The sequence below is a fragment of the Lachnoclostridium sp. An131 genome (assembly GCF_002160825.1).
Classification (GTDB): domain Bacteria; phylum Bacillota; class Clostridia; order Lachnospirales; family Lachnospiraceae; genus Laedolimicola.
The window spans coordinates 78,611-97,932 of sequence record NZ_NFLI01000013.1 but is presented as its reverse complement, the minus strand read 5'-3'; the positions used below and the strand labels follow the sequence as shown (position 1 = coordinate 97,932).

Below are 19,322 nucleotides of genomic sequence, written 5' to 3'. Positions count from 1 at the left end.
CTATTTTATATGGTTGTCTCACAGCGCTTCTTTTGTTACAATAATACCAGCAAACTTAGAAAGAGGTGCTGAAAAATGAGTACAGACAATCGGTTAATGATAAAAAATCTCCAGAAGCTGGAGCAGTTTTACACAATCACTTCGCGTTCCACCAATCTCACCTACGCTCAGTGCGATGAGACTACCTTCGACGATCAGGCCTTTCTCTTCTCCCAGGAGCAGGACGCCGAGGAATTCTGCGGGAAGCTGAACGGAGCCAATTATCCTTCTATCGTTTCAAAAGTAGAAAAGGCAGAGATACAAAAGTTTTACACCGGCCTTTACCTGACCGGAATCAACCGCGTAGCCTTTCACAACGGCACCGGCTTTACCTATCTCCCCCTGGAATCCATCGTCACCCTGAAGCTTCCGGAGCAGAATGCCAAAACGCCTCCTGTCTCCAATCCCGCTCTCCAGCTTACCGGAATCTATTTTCTGCAGGAGCTCCGGCGCCCCGGCGAGAGCAGCCAGGATCCGGAACGCATGAAGAAAATCCGGGAGCTGGAGCAGGAGCTCATGGCGGACCTGGTTCGTTCCCGGTTCATTCTGGCCCTGGACATTACAGATGTAAAAGGAAAGCTGGACTTAAGAAAGCCCAGTCCCGATCTGAAAATGCCGTATCTGAAAAATCCCGCCGGCGACATTCTGCAGCCCGTCTTTTCTGACCTCTGGGAATTTGAAAAATTCAGAGGGAAAAGCACCCGGAAGCTGCAGCTGATGACCGTTCCCTTCCAGGGGCTCGTCCCGGCTATTATCCAAAACGCCAAGGGCTATGCCTTAAATCCCTCCGGCTTCAATCTTGTACTTCTGAGAGAAAAGATTGAGCTTCTGGCAAAACAGGCCAGGCCTTAAAAGTATTATCAAATCCTTATATTTTTCCAAAATAAGCTGTCCGCTTCCCTAAAAAAGGAGCGGCGCTGACACTGGCTGCCGTTTTCTGTTATCCTGGTGTCCGGCTTCTCACAGACGGCCGGACACTGGATACAGAAAACGGCAGCCAACTTCACGCCGCTCCTTTCTTACACATTGAAACGGAACAAAATCACATCTCCGTCCTTAACCACATAATCCTTGCCTTCCAGTCTTACCAGGCCCTTCTCCCTTGCCGCCGCATAGGCGCCGCAGTCCAGCAGATCCTGATAATTAACCACCTCAGCCCGAATAAAGCCTCTCTCAAAATCAGAGTGGATTTTTCCGGCAGCCTGGGGCGCTTTCGTTCCATCCTTGATCGTCCAGGCGCGCGTCTCCGTCTCACCTGCCGTCAGGTAGCTGATAAGTCCCAGGAGGCGGTAGCTTGCCTTGATCAGCTTTTCCAGTCCTGATTCCTTCAGGCCCAGATCCTCCAGGAACATGGCCTTCTCATCGTCATCCAGCTCTGCAATCTCCTGCTCAATCTCCGCACAGATGACAAAAACCTCACAGCCGTACTCCGCCGCATACTCACGCACTGCCTGCACATGGGCGTTGGACGCGCCGTCATCCGCCAGATCGCCCTCCTTTACATTCGCCGCGAAAATCACCGGCTTGCGGGTCAGAAGATTGTAGCTTGCCAGCCACTCCTGCTCGTCCTCATCGTCAGTCGCGAAGCTGATAGCCATCTTGCCATCCTCCAGCCATGCCTTGATGCGGTTCAGCAGATCCAGCTCCTTGGCAAGCGCCTTATCATTACGCGCTCCGCGCACAGTCTTTGAAATTCTTCTCTCCAGAATCTCCAGATCAGAGAAAATCAGCTCCAGATTGATGGTCTCAATGTCGCGCAGGGGATCGATGCTGCCATCTACGTGAATCACATTCGGATCCTCGAAGCAGCGTACCACATGAACGATAGCATCCACCTCACGGATATTGGCCAGGAACTGGTTTCCAAGGCCCTCGCCCTTAGACGCGCCCTTTACCAGTCCTGCGATATCTACAAATTCAATCACTGCCGGCGTCACCTTTGCGGAATGATACATATCCGCCAGCAGCCCCAGCCGCTCGTCCGGCACCGCTACCACGCCCACATTCGGATCAATGGTGCAGAACGGATAGTTCGCCGATTCTGCTCCCGCCTTTGTCAGTGAATTAAACAACGTACTTTTTCCCACATTGGGAAGTCCCACGATTCCCAGTTTCATCTCCAGTTTTCCCTCCAGAATCTCCTATAATATATTTCTGAAATCATTAAACATCACAAAGACCATCAGCACCATCAAAAGCATCAGGCCCACAAAATGCACCATGCCTTCCTTTTCCGGATCCACCTTTTTCCCTCGCCGGATGACCTCCAGAAACAGAAATACCAGACGGCCTCCGTCCAGCGCCGGCAGAGGAAGCAGATTCATGACGCCCAGGCTTGCCGACAGCAGAATCGACATGTTCAGCATGTTCAGCCATACATAGAAGGCGCCGTCCTGCCTGCTGGCTTCATAGGTCTCCCCGATGGTATTGACAATACCGACCGGGCCGGAAATATCATCGGCTCCCACCTGTCCGCCAATCAGCATGCCAAGGCTCTGGATCGTCGTAGAGATCCAGAACTTCACTTCATAGGCGCTGTAGTAAATGGTCTGCAGGATATTTCCCTTCGTCCGTATACCGGAGCCGCGGAAGCCAAGAAGCCAGGAGCCATCCTCGCCCTGCCTGGGCTCCAGCACCACCGTGTGCTGCTCGCCGTCCCGCTCATAGGTCACCGTAACTGTCTCACCCTGGTGGAACTGCACATAGGTGCTCACCTCCCGGTAGACATGAATATTCTTATCATTCATACGGACGATCCGGTCGCCTGCCTGCATGCCTGCTTCCTCAGCCGCATAGCCTTCCATCACATCCACCAGCACAGGCTCGTCGTATCCGATGCTGCCGATGATAAACAGCGCCAGGAAAAAGGCCAGAATAAAATTGAAAATCGGCCCGGCTGCCACCACGGAAATCCGTGTCCAGACAGATTTCGCCCCAAAAGAATAGGCAGGAGGCTCTCCGGGAGCGCGGTTTTCCGCGCCATAAGCGGCGCCTGCCTGCGGCAGGGCCTCTCCGCCGGCCTCTTCCTCCGTCTCGTAGTCTCCGTCCTCGCCCTCCATCATGCAGGAGCCGCCAAAGGGCAGCAGCTTGAGACAGTATCTTGTCTCGCCAATCTGCTTGCTTAAGAGCGTAGGCCCCATGCCGAGAGAAAACTCATTGACCCGGATGCCTCCCCGCTTTGCCAGCAGAAAATGCCCCAGCTCATGGAATATGACAATCAGGCTGAATATCAACAACGCAAGTATAATGCTTACAATGCTCAATCTACCACCTGCTTTCGATAAATTCGTACACGGCCTTTTCCGTCTCCAGAATCTCATCCACCGTAGGATTCGGAATCACCTTATGAGCCTCCATGCTCTTTCCTATGATTTCCGGAATCTCCAGCCATCCAATCTTCCTGTCAAGGAAGAGCGCGACGGCTTTCTCGTTAGCCGCATTGTATACCGTAGGCATGGAGCCCCCGGCTGCAGCTGCATCAAAAGCCAGCTTCAGGCCTGTGAAGGTCTCCATATCCGGTTTTTCAAAGGTAATCTGGGTCAGCGTCTCAAAATCCAGGCGCTCGCCGGGCAGATACCGGCGCTCAGGGTAATACAGCGCATACTGAATCGGGAGCTTCATATCCGGCGTTCCCAGCTGGGCAATGACCGCCCCATCCACAAATTCCACCATAGAATGAATGATGCTCTTTGGCTGCACCACGATCTGGATGTCTTTCGGCTCCACGCCGAACAGCCAGCGGGCTTCCATCATTTCCAGGCCCTTATTTACAAGGGTGGAGGAATCGATCGTAATTTTGCGTCCCATGGCCCAGTTTGGATGCTTCAGGGCATCCTCTACCTGAATATCCACAAGCTCCTCCCGCTTCCTTCCCCGGAAGGGGCCGCCGGACGCTGTCAGAAGAATCTTTTTCAGCTCTTTTCTGTTTTCCCCGTTCAGGCACTGGAAGATTGCGCTGTGCTCACTGTCTACCGGCAGGATCTTCACGCCGGTCTCTTCCGCCAATGGTATGATTATATGCCCCGCCGTGACCAAAGTTTCCTTATTGGCAAGAGCGATATCCTTTCCGGCCTTCATGGCTGCAATCGTGGGAACAATGCCAATCATGCCCACGATGGCTGTCACCACAATCTCTGCTTCAGAAGCCGTGCAGACCTCGATGAGCCCTTCCATTCCGGAGACAATCCGCACATCCAGATCCTGAACCGCCGCGCGCAGCGCACGGGCCTTCTCCTCGCTCCAGACAGCTGCTGTCTTCGGGCGGAACTCCCGGATCTGCGCCTCCAGCCTTTCTATGTTGGAACCGGCAGCCAGAGAGACTATCTCCAGGTCTCCGTTATTCCGGGCCACCTCCAGGGTCTGTGTTCCGATAGAACCTGTGGAGCCCAATATCGCTATCTTCTTCATTGGTATCTCCTTTTATTTCAAAAATATAACCGCCAGAATATAGATGATCGGCGCTGTGACAATCACGCTGTCAAACCGGTCCAGGATTCCTCCGTGCCCCGGAATCAGGCGGCCGTAATCCTTGATGCCATGGTTTCTTTTAATCGCCGAAGCCGCCAGATCTCCCACCTGGGAAACCACAGCCCCTATGGCGCAGAGCAGGGCGCATTCCGGCTGGTCGAGAGAAAAAAATCCTGCGTAGAGAAAGCCGATCAGCGCGGCCCCCGCGACGCCGCCAACCGCCCCTTCAATCGATTTCTTCGGGCTTAACACAGGGGCCAGCTTATGCTTTCCAATCAGCATGCCCACCGCGTAGGCACAGGTATCGCAGCCCCAGGAGCAGATAAAGATCAGGAAATAGATAAGGCTTGTGCTTTCTCCCTCTATGGGAAGCATTCTGGTCTGCCAGATAAAAGAAAGCATTACCGGCACATAGACAAAGCCCAGAAAGGCTTCCGCGATCTCCTCCGTCTTATACTTTGGAAATGTAAATACATAGACCGCCATCAGGATCAGCAGATACGCAATCAGGAAAAAGAGGGCAAACTCATCCAGATCCCACTGTCTCAGCCCCACATAGTAAAAGGCCAGGAAAACCATTCCCCAGACTCCGGGAGCCTTTCTTTGCAGCTGGAACACCTTTAAGAATTCTTCATACCCAATAAGGGAAATGGCAAGAGTCAGCGCATACAGCACATCCCCTCCCAGTATTCCGGCCGCAATGATAATGGCAAGCAGCACAATTCCGCTGATCAGCCTGACAAAAAACGCCTTCATCTTATTCCTCCCTCACGCCTCCGTACCTTCTGTCTCTGCGGTTGTATGCCTCTATGGCCTTGACCAGCTCCTCCTTTGTGAAGTCCGGCCAGTGCACATCCGCAAAATAGAATTCCGTGTAGGCCAGCTGCCAGAGCAGGTAATTAGACAGGCGCTGCTCCCCGCTGGTCCGAATCAACAGATCCGGATCCGGAATTCCTGCGGTATCCAGATAAGAGGAAAACGTCTCCTCGGTAATATCATCAATTTCAAGCTTCCCTGCGTCCCGATCCGCAGCCATCCGCTTCATCGCACGGATCATCTCGTCCCGGCTTCCATAGTTAATGGCAATCTGGAAATTCAGTCCATCGTTGCCCGCAGAAGCCCTTTCCAGCTCATCGATCCGGGTCCGGATATCCTCGTCCAGTCCTGTCTTATCCCCGATCACCCGAACCTTCATGTGGTTCTTCTCCGCAGTTTTCAGGCAGGTCTTCATATAATTCCGCAGAAGCTTCATCAGGGCTTCCACCTCGTCGTCCGGCCGTTTCCAGTTTTCTGTAGAAAACGCATAGACTGTCAGGTACTTGATCCCCAGATTCCAGGCTTCTCTGCAGATTGTTTCCACATTCTTGCTTCCCTGGGCATGGCCATAATTGCGCGGCATACCCTTTGCCTTGGCCCAGCGGCCGTTGCCATCCAGAATAATCGCTACGTGCTGCGGTATCTTCATATAGATTCTCCTTCATACAAGGAGACGGGCAGCGAAAAAACCGTACCCGTCCCTCTCATTGTCTGTTCACTCACCAATATCCTGCCGTCTCCGGTCTTACACAGTAAGAATCTCCTTCGACTTCTCTTCCACAGCCTTATCAATATCCGCAATGTACTTATCCGTCATCTTCTGTACCTTTGTCTCCAGATCCTTCTGATCGTCCTCTGAGATCTCATTCGCCTTATTCTGCTTCTTAAAGGTCTCGTTGGCGTCCCGGCGGATATTTCTTACTGCTACCTTGGCAGCCTCGCCCTTCTTCTTAATATCCTTTACCAGCTCTTTTCTGCGCTCCTCGGTCAGCTCCGGAAATACCAGGCGAATCACGGAACCGTCATTGGTCGGCGTGATTCCCAGATCAGACGCCAGGATCGCCTTCTCAATGGCCTTCAGAAGGCTCTTTTCCCATGGCTGAATCTGAAGCATCCGCGGTTCGGGAACAGAAATATTTCCCACCTGCTGCAGCGGCGTCGGCGCTCCATAATAGTCTACCTTGATTTTGTCCAAAACATGCGGATTTGCCCGTCCTGCGCGAATTGATGTAAAATCGCGAATCATCGAATCGTATGACTTCGTCATCTTTTCTTCATATACCTTCAATCTCTCGTCCATATTTATGTCCTCCGCTTTTATTTCTCTCTTAATTTTATATCAGAATTATACCGTAATCTTCGTTCCGGTAAACCTTCCCTTCACTGCGTTCACAATGCTGTTCTCCCCCTCCAGGCCGAAGACCAGCATCGGCATCTGATTCTCCATACACATGATAGAAGCCGTCAGATCCATGACTGCCAGACGCTTGTCAATCACACCCGCGATAGAAATCTCATCATATTTTACTGCCGCCGGATTCACCTTCGGATCACTGTCGTAAACGCCGTCCACAGCCTTCGCAAGCAGAATCACATCCGCCTCAATCTCGATCGCCCGCAGAGTCGTCGTCGTGTCCGTAGAAAAATACGGATGCCCGGTTCCTCCCGCAAAAAACGCAACGCCGCCTCTGTTCAGGCAGGCAAGCGCCTCGTCCTTTGTAAACAGCTTCGCAAAGCCGCCGCACACAAAGGGTGTAAATACCTCGGTATCAAGCCCCACCGAACGGAAAATCTCTGATACATAAATACAGTTCATAACCGTAGCCAGCATGCCGATCTGATCCGCTTTCACGCGGTCCATATTCTCACTGGTGCGGCCTCTCCAGAAATTTCCTCCTCCAATGACAATTCCCACCTGAATCCCGTCATCTGCCAGAGCCTTTACCTGTCCCGCCACGCCAAGAACCGTAGCCTCATCAAAGCCTGTATGCTTTTCTCCCGCCAGGGCTTCTCCGCTTAATTTCAACAAAACCCGCTTCATACTGTTCTCCTGCTTTTCTCCAATCATCATTACTGCTGCTCTTCAAGACCGCCCAGGTAATCATCCAGCGCCGTCGTATTAATTGCAATGTCAGAAGTATCCGGCCTGGTAGCCATATCATAAACGGAATAGCCCAGCCAGCACACCAATGCCAGCGCAATTACTCCGCCGCAGATTTTCATAAAAAATTTATGGCGCTTTTCCTTCGCCAGAAGCTGCTTCCGGTTTGCCTTTTCCTCTTTATAACGGTTTACCTTTTCCTGACTCATATGCCAAATTCCTCTCTTACCTTTTCCACTGCTCCTTTGCCTGCGCATAAAGGGCCGCGGTTCTGCTTTTTTGATTATACCATAAAAACACAAAAATGCCACAGAAAATTTGAAGCAGATCAAAAAAGGGATGCAAAAAAGCGTTTCTGCATCCCAAACAATCCACATTCTGGCGCTATACCACTACAATCACTCCGCCGTCGCTGGCATACAGGCTGCTGATTCCGGCTGTATCCAGTACGATGACGTCCTTGACGCTGACCCTCTTTAAAATCTCTTCCTTCACCATCTGCGCCCGCTCCGGACAGTTACAGTGGGAAATCGCCAGGGTTTTCTCCTCCGGGCTTTTCACCCCGTCCACAATATAATCTACCATTTTTTTCAATGCCCGGTTGATTCCGCGGGCCTGATCCAGCTGGCAGATCGTCCCCTTCGGCGTGGAGCCCATGACAGGCTTGATATTCAGCGCGTTCGCCACAAAGGCCTTCAGATTGCTGAGACGGCCGTTCTTGCGCAGAGCCTCCAGGGATTCCAGCACAAAATACGTATGCTGCGCTTCGATATACGCCTCTACCTTCTCTATCACTTCCCGGAAGCCAAGCCCGGCTTTCTCACATTCCTCTACCTTCAGGGCAATCAGAGTCTCACCGATGGATGCGGAACGGGAATTGAACACGTAAATATTTTTCTCTCCCTTTTCTTCCTCGTAAAGCTTTCTTCCAAGCTCGGCGCTGTTGTAGGAGCCGCTGAGCTCTGCCGACAGAGTCACCGCATAGACATTGTCCGCATCGCAGTCATACGCCTGCATATAGCGTTCCGGCGAAGGGCAGGAAGACTTCGGGCAGTTGGGGCTTGCAGCCACTCTTTTCAAAAAATCTCCCTGATCAAAGGTCTCATCATCTACAATAGAATATCCATCTATATCCAGTACCAGAGGCACGCTTTCGAAATGCGGATCCTTTTTGCATCTGTCTGGCAGCTCACCACAGCTGTCTACGATAATTTTATAACTCATAGCTCTCCTCCGAACAATTTGCTGCTTAATGTAGTTTTTAATACCACATAAAATAGTAGCATACTGTCAGGATCTTTTCAAGAGCTTTCAAAAAATTATATCCATATTTCACAACAAAGCTTTCGCTTCTCTGTCATGGCGTTTATTGCTTCGGCACCAGTCACAGGCTGTAGAACGCTGTCACAGCTCTCGTCAGGCTTTCCTGATCCGCCGTCCCCATCAGCTCACGGCTGGAATGCATGGCCAGCAGCGGCACGCCGATGTCTACCGTTTTCACCGGATAGAAGGAGGACGCAATCGACCCCAGCGTACTTCCGCTTGTCCCGTCAGAGCGGTTCACAAATTTCTGGTATGGTATTTTCTCTGCCTCACAGATCTGCTGCATGACTGCCACCGCTTCGCTGTCCGTCGCATAAGACTGGGTGCTGGCCTCCTTTATGCAGATTCCTTTTCCCAGCACGTTTTTATTCGTCGGATCATTTTTATCCGCATTGTTCGGGTGAAGAGCGTGGCCTACGTCCACCGACAGCAGCATCGCGTCCGCAAAGGATTCCAGAAATTTTTCCCGGCCCCGTCCAAACGACAGCAGAATCCGCTCCGCCACAGAAGACAGAAATACCGAGCCTGCCCCCTGCTTCGTCCTGCTGCCTATCTCCTCGTGGTCAAAGAACGCCGCCAGATTCACTCCGCGATCCCTGCCTCCCTCTATGAGGCCTGTCACCACTGCCTGCACGCTCGTCAGATTGTCGAGACGCGGAGAGGAAATAAACTCCTCCGCCATTCCCAGAAAATCCCCGGCGTCCGCATTGTAAAGCCCAAGCTCATAATCGAGAATATCCTCTTTTTCTACCCTGAGCTGTCTGGCCAGATATTCCAGGAAAAAATCTCCTCCGCCTTCTTCCTTCTCTCCTGCTCCAAGTCCCAGCACAGGAAGCAGATCCTTCTGGCGGTTCAGCTCGACACCCTTATTGACTTCCTTATTGATATGTATGGCAAGATTCGGGATCGTCAGAAACGGCTTCTGAAAATCCACATACCGAAGCTCCGGATGGAAAATATCATCGCTCCGGAGCGCCACCCTTCCGGCAGCCGACAGCGGACGATCCAGCCAGGTATTCAGAATCGCTCCGCCATATACCTCCACGTTAAGCTGGCGGTAGCCATCCTTTTCTATCTCCGGGCTGGGCTTGACGCGAAGCCCCGGAAAATCCGTATGAGCCGCCGCGATCCGGAACGCATCTCCAAACGTAAATCGCTTTCCTATTGTAAAAGCAGCCAGGCTGGATCCATTGTGCACCAGATAGTACCTTCCTCCATTCTCCAGATTCCAGTCCTTTCTCATTTCCAGCTTTTGAAAGCCCGCCTTCAGAAGCTGCCGCTCCACACTGCCCGCCACATGGAAGGGAGAGGTCCCCTCCTCCACCAGGGAAAGCAGCTTTTCCGCACATTCCATTTTCTTCATTTCTTCCGTATCCTCCTTTACGCCATTATACAATCAATTGCTTTCTGTTTCAATTCCATGTATACTGTTTTCAGAACTTCAAAGCACAGGAGGTTATTATGATCGCCCTTCAGATTCAGGATATCAAGGATTTTATGAGCAGGCTGCTGCTCTCTTCCGCTTTTGACGCCTTTCTTGTCGTCGAAGGAAGCGTCACCACGTTCAGTGCCTTTCAGATAGACGGCCGTCTCCATCCCGGCTACTATTCGAAGGAAGAGCAGGAGGCCGCCGGAATTTCCGGGCGCCGTTTCTGCCGCTGGCAGGAAATCCGCCCGTTTTGCCTCGAGCTTATCAAAGGAAAGCGGACACCTCTGCATTTTCGCTTTACCTTTCAGCTTTCCCCTGAAAACACAGAAAAGCTGCTTCTTCAGTCAGACTCCGTCTTTTCTTCCGCAGACGTAAACGGCCTTGTACTGAATATCCGCTTTGAAAACGGACAGCTTACCTGTACTACCGGCACATCCCTGAACCTTTTTACCATGGAGAAATCTCTTGACCAGGCCTGGGATCGGATGGTGCAGAAATTTTTTCTGAAGCAGAACATTTCCTTCACTCTGCTGTAGAGGGCTGCTCCAGGGCCAGATGAAGAACATCATCTTCCAGGAATGTGTTCAGATTATAGAAAAACAGTACATCTGTAAATGTCTCTTCCGTCATCAGGCTTTCCAGATTTCCATAATAATACCTGGGATCCACCAGCACAATCTCTCGAAACTGAGAAGTCAGAAAGGGCACAAAGCAGTTTGCGTAAGAATCCTTTACCAGAAGCAGCGTCCTTTCACTTTCTGCCATCGTCCGGATCCGCACCAGCGGATGATTTCCGTTCAGAAACATTCCGTACTGATCTCTGGTCTTCAGCTTTTCAGAAGCATAAAGAGATGCAGACTCCTCCTGCTCCTGCACATAGCTGACCAGCAGATCCGGCTGGTTTTCCGGCCAGTAAACCGAGATCGTATCGGCCTTCGCCGAATACCCGCTCCGGGAGACCAGCGTTCCCTCAAAAGAATCAGATACCGGATAGAGGGGCGCCTCTTCCGCTGGGAGCGTAAGCCCCATTGCCCCTGCCGCCTCCCGGTACGCATACCAGGCGCCCAGTGTCGTCCAGTGGTGATCCGTTCTATAATAAATATATTCCTCCCGGTGTTCCCTCAAAGCATCATACACCGGTATCTGCTTCAGGCTGTCTCCCAGATACTCTCCTATCTGCGCCAGCTGATCCGCCTGAGATTCCACGGGCGCAAAGGGCGGAAGCCCCTCCGGATTTACTCCTGCCGCGTCAGGCACAAGCATCATATAGAAGGCCGTTTCCGGGTGGCGGCTGCAGAAGCTCCGGATGGAGTCCAGATTTTCCCACGTCTGTGTTCCTACTGCAGCCGGCTTCTCGTACAGGCTTCCATCCTCTCCCAGAAACACCCCGCCAGATTCCTTCCTTCCCATAAGACGGTCTGCCACGGTACGCAGACGGACAAAGCCGTCCCGGAATACAAACTGATCCGTCTGCCAGGTCTCAAAGCTTTTCATAAAGCGGCCGTCCAGAATCGACGTGAGCTGAATCTCCGGCTGCTGTTCCAGCATCCGGTTCTCCGTATCCGAAAACTCCCGATCCTCATGAAACAGGTTTAAAGCTCCAAAAATCAATAGAATCAGCACAAAGGTGAAGCCCAGCCCTGCATATTTCTGTTTTCTCCCGAAATTTCTTTTTGTCCTTTTTTCCGGTTTTCTGTCATCCAGCCTCATTTTGCTCTCCTCTCAAAACCGAAAATATAAAAACGGATTATAAGTGTCATGAATCAGGTAGGCAGCGCACAGCAGGAAAAGCGCCAGATAAAAGAGCAGCAGCGCAGGCTTTCTGCGGTCCTTATTCCACAGCCCGTCGCAGACTGCGAAGGGCAGGCGCACAGAACACAGCCAGGAGATCCAGAATAAAATCAGGTTTGTCAGCAGGTAATACATCCCGGCGTCATCCGTAAGCGGGATGCCCGTAAACCCAAACATCACCCGGAGATATTCTGCCGCGGCCGCAAGGGAAGGGCTGAAAAAGAACACCCATCCAATCATCACGAGCAGCATCGTACAGGCGGTGCCAATCACAGGAAGCCGTTCTGTGACCCTGCGGAACAAATATTTTTCCACGATCAGAAGGACTCCATAATAGAAGCCCCATACCACAAAATTCCAGCTTGCCCCATGCCACAGCCCGGTCAGGGTCCAGACAATCAGAAGATTCCGAATATGGCGCAGAACGCCGACACGGTTTCCGCCCAGCGGAATATACACATATTCACGAAACCAGGCCCCCAGGGAAATATGCCATCTGCGCCAGAACTCTGTGACGCTCCGGGCACAATATGGATAATGAAAATTTTCCTTGAAATCGAAGCCAAACATTTTTCCCAGGCCAACCGCCATATCCGAATAACCGCTGAAATCAAAATATATCTGAAAGGTATAGGCCAGGACGCCCACCCATGCCGAAAGCACAGAAAGCGACGAAAGGCCGGTCACTGCTTCGAAGGCCGCCCCCAGATTGTTGGCCAGCAGCACCTTCTTCGCAAGGCCGCCGATAAAGTACCTTGTCCCCTCCCCGAACCTTTCCCAGGAGGTGCTGCGCTTCTTTAGCTGGGCGTCGATATCTGCATACTGAACAATCGGTCCGGCTACCAGCTGCGGAAACATGGAAATATAAAGTCCGAATGAAATGAGATTTCTCTGCCCCTCTGCCTTTCCTCTGTACACATCAGCCAGATAGGAAATGGACTGAAACGTGTAGAAGGAAAGCCCTATGGGAAGCCCCACAGAAACCTCCGGCAGATTCACAGGTAAAATCTGCTCCAGATTTTCTGCCAGAAACCCGTAATACTTAAAAAATCCAAGCAGAGCCAGGTTCACAGCCACGCCAAGAATCAGGCTCTCTCTGGCCTTTTTTCTTTTCCCCCGCCGCCTGTAGATATCCAGCCCCATGACATAGTTAAAAAGAATGCTGTAAAGCATCAGAAAAAGATATACAGGCTCTCCCCATGCATAGAAAACAAGGCTGGCCAGAAGCAGAATAAAATTACGGATCCTGACCGGCGCCACATAATACGCCAGTATGACAATCGGAAGAAATGTAAAAATAAAAACAATGCTGCTGAAAACCACGCTGTCTGTCCTTTCTGTCTGAAATGTAAAAGCAAAGACCGGGCCTGCAGGCCTTGCCGGCTCATGGAAGGATGCCCGGATAAAGGGCCTTCAAAAACACATCCTTTACCTCCCGGGCCTGGTCTGTCACCGCAAAAAGCACATAGGTATCCTCCACCTGAATGACACTGTCATTCAATTGCTGCACCTGCTCCGGTCCATATCCTTCAAAGCTTTGTTTCTGAGTGTCAACACGCTTCTCGGCGGCCTGGCGGACCAGCTCCGCCTGCTCCGTGGAAGCGCACTCTGCCAGGAGCAGCTCCTCCACCGCCATATTATCCTCTGCCGTCCAGAGCACCCAGCTCTTAAGCTCTCCCCCGTTCAGCCCATACAGTCTTCGGAGAAGCTGGGCATCCGCCTGCTTCATCCCTGACAGATCCATTGCTCCCTGCAGCTCTTCCTGAAGGACAGAAAAATCCACCTGTCTCGGGCTCCCATTCAGGATCCCCACAAACAGCACAGCCAGCATTGCAAGCAGCAGTATTTTTGCCAAACGCAGCACCATATCTATCATAAGCCTGCCGCCTCCTCCATCCGTGCCAGCCAAAGCGTATAAGGCTCTGACGTCAGATGCACGGAATCCTTCTGATACCAGTCTTCATGGCCTTCCAGAATATCCCCGCTGTCCAGGAAGGGAATTCCCCACCTGTCGCAGAGCTCCTTTAAGGCCGCGTTGAATTCGTCCACATACTGCAGCACCGGTTTCTTTTCTTCCGCCGCAGGAAGCACCGGCATGATCGCATTCACATAGACCGGAAGATCCGGAGCCCTGTCGCGAATTTCCTGAAGCCTCGCTTCATATTCCCTCACAAAACGGCTGCTGTCTCCCTGACAGTATTCCAGATCATTTAAGCCGATAGACAGAAAAAGATGCGTCGGCGAAAGAGAAAGAGCCTTTTCAATATCCGGCCCGGCCGAATCCGCCCGCAGCCCCTTCTGCGCCACGATGGAGGACGGATCCAGAATTTCATAATCAATAAAGCCCTCTGCCACAGAATCTCCTACGATCACGGCCTGCCCAAACCTTTTTTTCAGCCCTTCTCTGTCTGTAGGCTTTTCCTCAGGACCATCTGTCTGTCCGCCGTCTCCGGCCTGTCCGGCCGCGCCGTCCTGGCTTTCAGCCTCCTGCGCTTCCTGAGCCTCCTGCTGCCTCTCCGCCTCGTCCCTGGCGTTCAGCTCTGCCTTTATCGTCCCTGTGTCCTTCTGTTCCAGGGCCGTAATCCAGGCCAGGGCCGGAAATTCCTCCTGCCTGTTCTGCTGCGCCAGGCCGCTCTGGCAGGCACACACCACCGCAAGAGCAGCAGCCATTATCAAAAGTCTTATCCGGATCCTTTTTTTCCTCATCCCAAGCAGTCCCCTTTCAGGTTTCCCAAGCCCTGCAGGCAACGAGCCTGCACCTATCTGTTTAGTAGACGTGCCAGCCTGTCAATTAGTTTCACTGAAGTCATTATAGCATAGGATTTTTTGAATTCTATCCCTGTTCAAAAACTTAATAAAATCTTCAATTTTCCGTAAAATCCGTCTTGTTCTGTCTTCTGTTTATAAATTTTTAATAAAATTAATAAATTTTTGTTAGCACTCGAGCGTGTAGAGTGCTGATTTTCTATTGACTTTTTATCTGGAGTGAATTAAAATATGGGACAGAATCAACGACAGGCTGCCGCGGCAGGCAGAGCGCCCGGACAGCCTTTTCATATGAAGGAGTGAATTACAATGGCAGAAAAGCATGGAAGCCTTTCCATCAACAGCGAAAATATTTTTCCTATTATCAAAAAATGGCTGTATTCCGATCATGACATTTTCTTCCGCGAGCTGGTTTCAAACGGCTGCGACGCAATCACAAAGCTGAAAAAGCTGGCCCTGATCGGCGAATACACCTACCCGGAGGATCACAAGGACAGCATCCGCGTCATTGTAAATCCGGAAGAGAAAACCCTGAAATTCATCGATACCGGTCTTGGCATGACTGCCGGCGAGGTAGAAGAATATATCAATCAGATCGCCTTTTCCGGCGCTGCAGCCTTCCTGGAGAAATACAAGGACAAGGCCAACGACGACCAGATCATCGGTCATTTTGGACTCGGCTTCTATTCCGCCTTTATGGTTGCGGACGAGGTACACATTGATACCCTCTCCTATCAGGAGGGCGCCGCACCTGTACACTGGGAATGCGACGGCGGCACCGAATACACCATGTCGGAAGGAACACGCACCGAGACCGGTACCGAGATTACCCTGTTCCTGAACGAGGACAGCCTGGAATTTGCAAATGAATACCGGGCAAGGGAAGTCATCGAGAAATACTGTTCCTTCATGCCTGTGGAAATTTTCCTGGAGAAGGCAAACGCCCCGCAGGAATATGAAACCATCGACGAGGCTGATTTAAGAGACGACGATGTCATCGTAGAGCGGATTCATGAGGAAGCAAAGACAGAGGAAATAGAAAACGAGGACGGCACGAAGGAGACAAAGGAAATTTCTCCGGCAAGAGACCGTGTGAAGATCAACAAGCGTCCTGTATCCTTAAGCGACACTGCACCGCTGTGGACCAAGCGCCCGGGCGACTGCACTGACGAGGAGTACAAGGCCTTTTACCGCAAGGTATTCCGGGATTATAAGGAGCCCCTGTTCTGGATTCATCTGAACATGGATTATCCGTTCAACCTGAAAGGAATCCTGTATTTCCCGAAAATCAACACGGAATACGATTCCATAGAAGGCACCATCAAGCTGTACAATAACCAGGTTTTCATCGCAGACAATATCAAAGAGGTGATTCCGGAGTTCCTGATGCTCTTAAAGGGTGTCATTGACTGCCCGGATCTGCCGCTGAACGTATCCAGAAGCGCTCTGCAGAACGATGGCTTTGTAAAGAAGATCTCCGACTACATTTCCAAGAAGGTAGCGGATAAGCTCACCGGCATGTGCAAGACCGATCGGGAAAGCTATGAAAAATACTGGGATGACATCAGCCCCTTTATTAAATTTGGCTGCCTGAAGGATGAAAAATTCTGCGACAAGATGATGGACTATATCCTGTTCAAGGACCTGGACGGCAAATATCTGACCCTGAAAGATCTGGTTCCCGAAGAGGAGACTTCCTCCGACGACGTGGATATCGTGGAAAATGCCGAAGAAACAGCCGCAGACGACAAGGCAGAGGACACCGCTGAAAACGCGGAAGACAAGGAGCCCGAAAAAACTACTATCTTCTACGTAACTGACGAGGTGCAGCAGAGCCAGTATATCAATCTGTTCAAGGAGGAGGGCAAGGACGCCGTTATCCTGAAGCACAACATTGACACTCCCTTCATCTCCCACCTGGAAATGAAGAACGAGAAGCTCAAATTCCAGCGCATTGACGCAGATCTGACAGAAGACTTCATGGAAAGCACCGACGAGGAAGCCCTGAAGGAAACCACAGATTCCCTGACCGAGATCTTCCGCAAGGCTCTGAACAACGATAAGCTGGAGGTCAAGGTCGAAAAAATGAAGAATGAGAACATTTCTTCCATGATCACGCTCTCTGAGGAAAGCCGCAGAATGCAGGATATGATGAAGATGTACAGCATGGGCGGCAGCTTCGATGCGGGAATGTTCGGCGGACAGACCCTGGTACTGAACGCGAATAACAAGCTGGTTCAGTATATTCTGAATCACAAAGACGCCGAGAATGTAAACCTGTTCTGTGAGCAGCTTTATGATCTGGCCCTGATCAGCCACCAGCCGCTGGCTCCGGAAGCAATGACTAAGTTTATTTCAAGAAGTAATGAGATTATGATGCTGCTGGCGAAATAAGAGACATACGTCACAGATAAATCTGTGCATGCATGCGGGCCGCCCATTGACGGGCGGCCCGCATTCTGTTTATAATATCCGAAAGAATGTTATGTGAGGTGGCACAATATGCATACACTTGAGCTGGCGCTGCAGCAGGAGCTTGAAGTCTGCAGTGAAATCATCAAAGAGGGCAGAGAATTTCAGAAGGAGCAGGGCTTCGTGCAGTGGACGGACGATTATCCCAGCAAGGAGACGATTCAAAGCGACATAGAAAGCGGCAAAGGGTACATCGTTAAGGCAGATGGGCAGATCGCGGGCTATCTGTGCATTGATTTTTCGGGAGAACCGGCCTATGAAGCTATAGAGGGCAAATGGAAATCAGACGGCCCCTATGCCGTAGTCCACCGTATGGCATTCAGTAAAAATTTCAGGGGGACGGGCCTGTCCGATATCACCTTCCGATTGACAGAAGAATTATGTGCCAGGCGTCAGGTTCACAGCATCAGGGTGGACACTAATTTTCAGAACGAACGCATGCAGCACATTTTAAAAAAGAACGGTTTCGAGCAGTGCGGAATCATTGTCTTCCAGGGAAGCGGAAAGCTGGCGTTTGAAAAATTATTTTAAAGAAAATTCCGTCTAAAAGGCCTGACAGAACTCATAGTCTCTGTCAGGCCCTTTTGTCCTTTCACCGGCTTTCCCCGATCTTAATTTTCACATTTTCCCTACAGCTTTGACATTTTCTCATAAAGCGGCAGCAGGCAGGCATACGCTTCGTCAAACACTGGTTTCAGCTTTTCATAGACCTCCTGGTTCTCTTTGTCCGGCTCTACCTGCTTTTCAAATTTCATAAAACGGTGAATCTCGTCGAAGCTCTCAAACACTCCTACTCCAACGCCTGCGATCACAGCCGCGCCAATCGCCGTGGCCGATTCCACGCAGTCCGGCATCCGGAAACGGACACCGAGCACATCCGCAAGAATCTGGGCTACTATCTGCCCCTTCGCGCCGCCTCCTGTCAGATTCATCGTCTCAATCTTCGCCTGCTTCCGATAAGCCTGCAGAATCAGCTCCATATTCATGGCGACGCCTTCTATCACCGCCCGCACATAGTCCTTCTTCTCATGCTCCGGCTTTATTCCCAGAAAAGCCGCGCTGGTGTCCGGATTCCATCTGGGGCTGCGCTCCCCAAGAAGATAAGGCAGGAATATCAGATTCTGAGCTCCTGCAGGTGATTTTTCTATCATCTCGTTCAGCTTATCATAAGGCATATCGTCACACAGCGCATGCCGGATATAGGAATAGGAGCTGCCTGCCGCCTGCATCGTGCCGCAGGGCATGTATTTTCCCGGAATCACATGGGCGAAGCAGAAAACCGTCTTGTCCTCGTCAATGAAAGGTTCCGTCGTGGTTCCTCCAATCCAGGCCGATGTGCCGAAGGTCAGATAGAATTCCCCATCCCGGATGCAGGCCGCGCCCACCGCTGACACCGGCCCGTCGCCGCCTCCGCAGACTACAGGCGTGCCTGCCGGAAGACCAATCTCGCCCGCCACACGCTCCTGAATATAGCCTGCCACATCCGTCGATTTCTTCAGCTTCGGCAGCTTGTCCTTGTCGATATCCGCAGCCTTCAGAATCTCCTCAGACCATTCCAGCTTTCTCAAATCCAGCGCCTGCGTTCCTGACGCATCGGAATAGTCTGTCACAAAATTTCCCGTAGCCCTCTGAATAATATAATCCTTGGCCTGAAGCATCTTATAAGTTTTCTTATACACGTCCGGCTCGTGCTTCTTCAGCCACATCAGCTTTTCAATGCTGTAGCTGGCGCTGACCCGGTGTCCTGTTATCTTATAGATTCGATCCCCGCCCAGTTCCTTTTCCAGGTGCTTCGCTTCCTTTACAGCCCGCTGATCAGCCCAGATCATAGAACTGCGCAGAGGCCTTCCATTTTTGTCCACCGGAAGGCATCCCTGCATCTGTGCGCTGAAGGACATGGCCGCCACCTTGCTGGCATCCTCACCTTCCAGTACCGCCTTCGTAGCCTCGCAGACGGCGTCCCACCAATTCTCCGGATCCTGCTCCGCATAGTTTCCGTTAAAAAAATGCACATCATAAGACGCAGTATAGCTGCGTACCAGCTTTCCATCTGTCGTAAACAGCGTCGCCTTATCCCCCGATGTTCCCAGATCATGTGATATCAGAAACTGTTCCATA

19 protein-coding genes are annotated in these 19,322 nt (G+C 51.5%); 4 read left to right on the top strand and 15 right to left on the bottom strand.

Features of this window, described 5'->3' with window-relative positions; translation table 11 throughout:
* The first annotated feature begins 75 nt into the window (after positions 1–75).
* Positions 76–891 carry an SseB family protein gene (locus tag B5E77_RS11890; protein WP_087165576.1) on the top strand — a complete coding sequence of 272 codons (816 nt, stop codon included), beginning with the start codon at positions 76–78 and terminating at the stop codon, positions 889–891.
* A gap of 167 nt (positions 892–1,058) precedes the next feature.
* Here B5E77_RS11890 and ychF read toward each other — a convergent pair whose 3' ends face one another.
* The 10 genes from ychF to B5E77_RS11840 form a co-directional block, all read right to left on the bottom strand.
* A complete protein-coding gene (gene ychF, locus B5E77_RS11885) occupies positions 1,059–2,156 on the bottom strand; it encodes a redox-regulated ATPase YchF (protein ID WP_087165575.1) in 1,098 nt (365 codons plus the stop codon).
* A gap of 24 nt (positions 2,157–2,180) precedes the next feature.
* Positions 2,181–3,296 (bottom strand): RIP metalloprotease RseP, encoded by a 1,116-nt coding sequence (rseP, locus tag B5E77_RS11880; RefSeq protein ID WP_334293267.1) that lies wholly within the window; start codon positions 3,294–3,296, stop codon positions 2,181–2,183.
* 7 nt (positions 3,297–3,303) lie between these two features.
* Positions 3,304–4,446 carry a 1-deoxy-D-xylulose-5-phosphate reductoisomerase gene (locus B5E77_RS11875; RefSeq protein WP_087165573.1) on the bottom strand — a complete coding sequence of 381 codons (1,143 nt, stop codon included), beginning with the start codon at positions 4,444–4,446 and terminating at the stop codon, positions 3,304–3,306.
* Positions 4,447–4,458: 12 nt separating this feature from the next.
* On the bottom strand, positions 4,459–5,262 hold the full coding sequence (locus tag B5E77_RS11870; protein ID WP_087165572.1) for a phosphatidate cytidylyltransferase: 804 nt from the start codon (positions 5,260–5,262) through the stop codon (positions 4,459–4,461).
* A gap of 1 nt (position 5,263) precedes the next feature.
* A complete protein-coding gene (locus B5E77_RS11865; RefSeq protein WP_087165571.1) occupies positions 5,264–5,971 on the bottom strand; it encodes an isoprenyl transferase in 708 nt (235 codons plus the stop codon).
* Positions 5,972–6,067: 96 nt separating this feature from the next.
* On the bottom strand, positions 6,068–6,622 hold the full coding sequence (frr, locus tag B5E77_RS11860) for a ribosome recycling factor (protein ID WP_087165570.1): 555 nt from the start codon (positions 6,620–6,622) through the stop codon (positions 6,068–6,070).
* A 45-nt stretch (positions 6,623–6,667) separates the two neighbouring features.
* Positions 6,668–7,363: a UMP kinase gene (gene pyrH / locus B5E77_RS11855; RefSeq protein WP_087165602.1), complete on the bottom strand. Its 696-nt coding sequence runs from the start codon at positions 7,361–7,363 to the stop codon at positions 6,668–6,670.
* A gap of 29 nt (positions 7,364–7,392) precedes the next feature.
* Positions 7,393–7,632 carry a hypothetical protein gene (locus B5E77_RS11850; RefSeq protein WP_087165569.1) on the bottom strand — a complete coding sequence of 80 codons (240 nt, stop codon included), beginning with the start codon at positions 7,630–7,632 and terminating at the stop codon, positions 7,393–7,395.
* Between the two features lie 175 nt (positions 7,633–7,807).
* Positions 7,808–8,647, bottom strand: a complete 840-nt coding sequence (locus B5E77_RS11845) for a DegV family protein (protein WP_087165568.1) — start codon at positions 8,645–8,647, stop codon at positions 7,808–7,810.
* Positions 8,648–8,807: 160 nt separating this feature from the next.
* Entirely contained in the window at positions 8,808–10,109 is a 1,302-nt protein-coding gene (locus B5E77_RS11840) for a M18 family aminopeptidase (RefSeq protein WP_087165567.1), read from the bottom strand.
* A 98-nt stretch (positions 10,110–10,207) separates the two neighbouring features.
* Between B5E77_RS11840 and B5E77_RS11835 the strand changes: the two genes are divergently transcribed.
* Positions 10,208–10,711, top strand: coding sequence for a DUF5721 family protein (locus tag B5E77_RS11835; protein ID WP_087165566.1), 504 nt, complete (start codon positions 10,208–10,210; stop codon positions 10,709–10,711).
* Here B5E77_RS11835 and B5E77_RS11830 read toward each other — a convergent pair.
* From B5E77_RS11830 to B5E77_RS11815, 4 genes are all read right to left on the bottom strand, one after another.
* A complete protein-coding gene (locus B5E77_RS11830; RefSeq protein ID WP_087165565.1) occupies positions 10,698–11,885 on the bottom strand; it encodes a DHHW family protein in 1,188 nt (395 codons plus the stop codon). The two genes, B5E77_RS11835 and B5E77_RS11830, sit on opposite strands and share 14 nt — an antisense overlap.
* 12 nt (positions 11,886–11,897) lie before the next feature.
* Positions 11,898–13,289 carry an MBOAT family O-acyltransferase gene (locus B5E77_RS11825; protein WP_087165564.1) on the bottom strand — a complete coding sequence of 464 codons (1,392 nt, stop codon included), beginning with the start codon at positions 13,287–13,289 and terminating at the stop codon, positions 11,898–11,900.
* Between the two features lie 61 nt (positions 13,290–13,350).
* The gene (locus B5E77_RS11820; RefSeq protein ID WP_087165563.1) at positions 13,351–13,842 is read right to left on the bottom strand and encodes a DUF4358 domain-containing protein; all 492 of its coding nucleotides are present in this window, start codon (positions 13,840–13,842) and stop codon (positions 13,351–13,353) included.
* Positions 13,839–14,672 carry a GDSL-type esterase/lipase family protein gene (locus B5E77_RS11815; RefSeq protein ID WP_087165562.1) on the bottom strand — a complete coding sequence of 278 codons (834 nt, stop codon included), beginning with the start codon at positions 14,670–14,672 and terminating at the stop codon, positions 13,839–13,841. The genes B5E77_RS11820 and B5E77_RS11815 overlap by 4 nt, the downstream gene beginning before the upstream one ends.
* Positions 14,673–15,041: 369 nt before the next feature.
* Here B5E77_RS11815 and htpG point away from each other — a divergent pair, with 369 nt between their 5' ends.
* Complete coding sequence (htpG, locus tag B5E77_RS11810; protein ID WP_087165561.1) at positions 15,042–17,126, top strand: molecular chaperone HtpG; 2,085 nt, start codon at positions 15,042–15,044, stop codon at positions 17,124–17,126.
* A gap of 108 nt (positions 17,127–17,234) precedes the next feature.
* Positions 17,235–17,735 (top strand): GNAT family N-acetyltransferase, encoded by a 501-nt coding sequence (locus B5E77_RS11805; RefSeq protein ID WP_087165560.1) that lies wholly within the window; start codon positions 17,235–17,237, stop codon positions 17,733–17,735.
* 98 nt (positions 17,736–17,833) lie between these two features.
* Here B5E77_RS11805 and xylB read toward each other — a convergent pair whose 3' ends face one another.
* Complete coding sequence (xylB, locus tag B5E77_RS11800; protein WP_087165559.1) at positions 17,834–19,321, bottom strand: xylulokinase; 1,488 nt, start codon at positions 19,319–19,321, stop codon at positions 17,834–17,836.
* Between the last annotated feature and the right edge of the window lies 1 nt (position 19,322).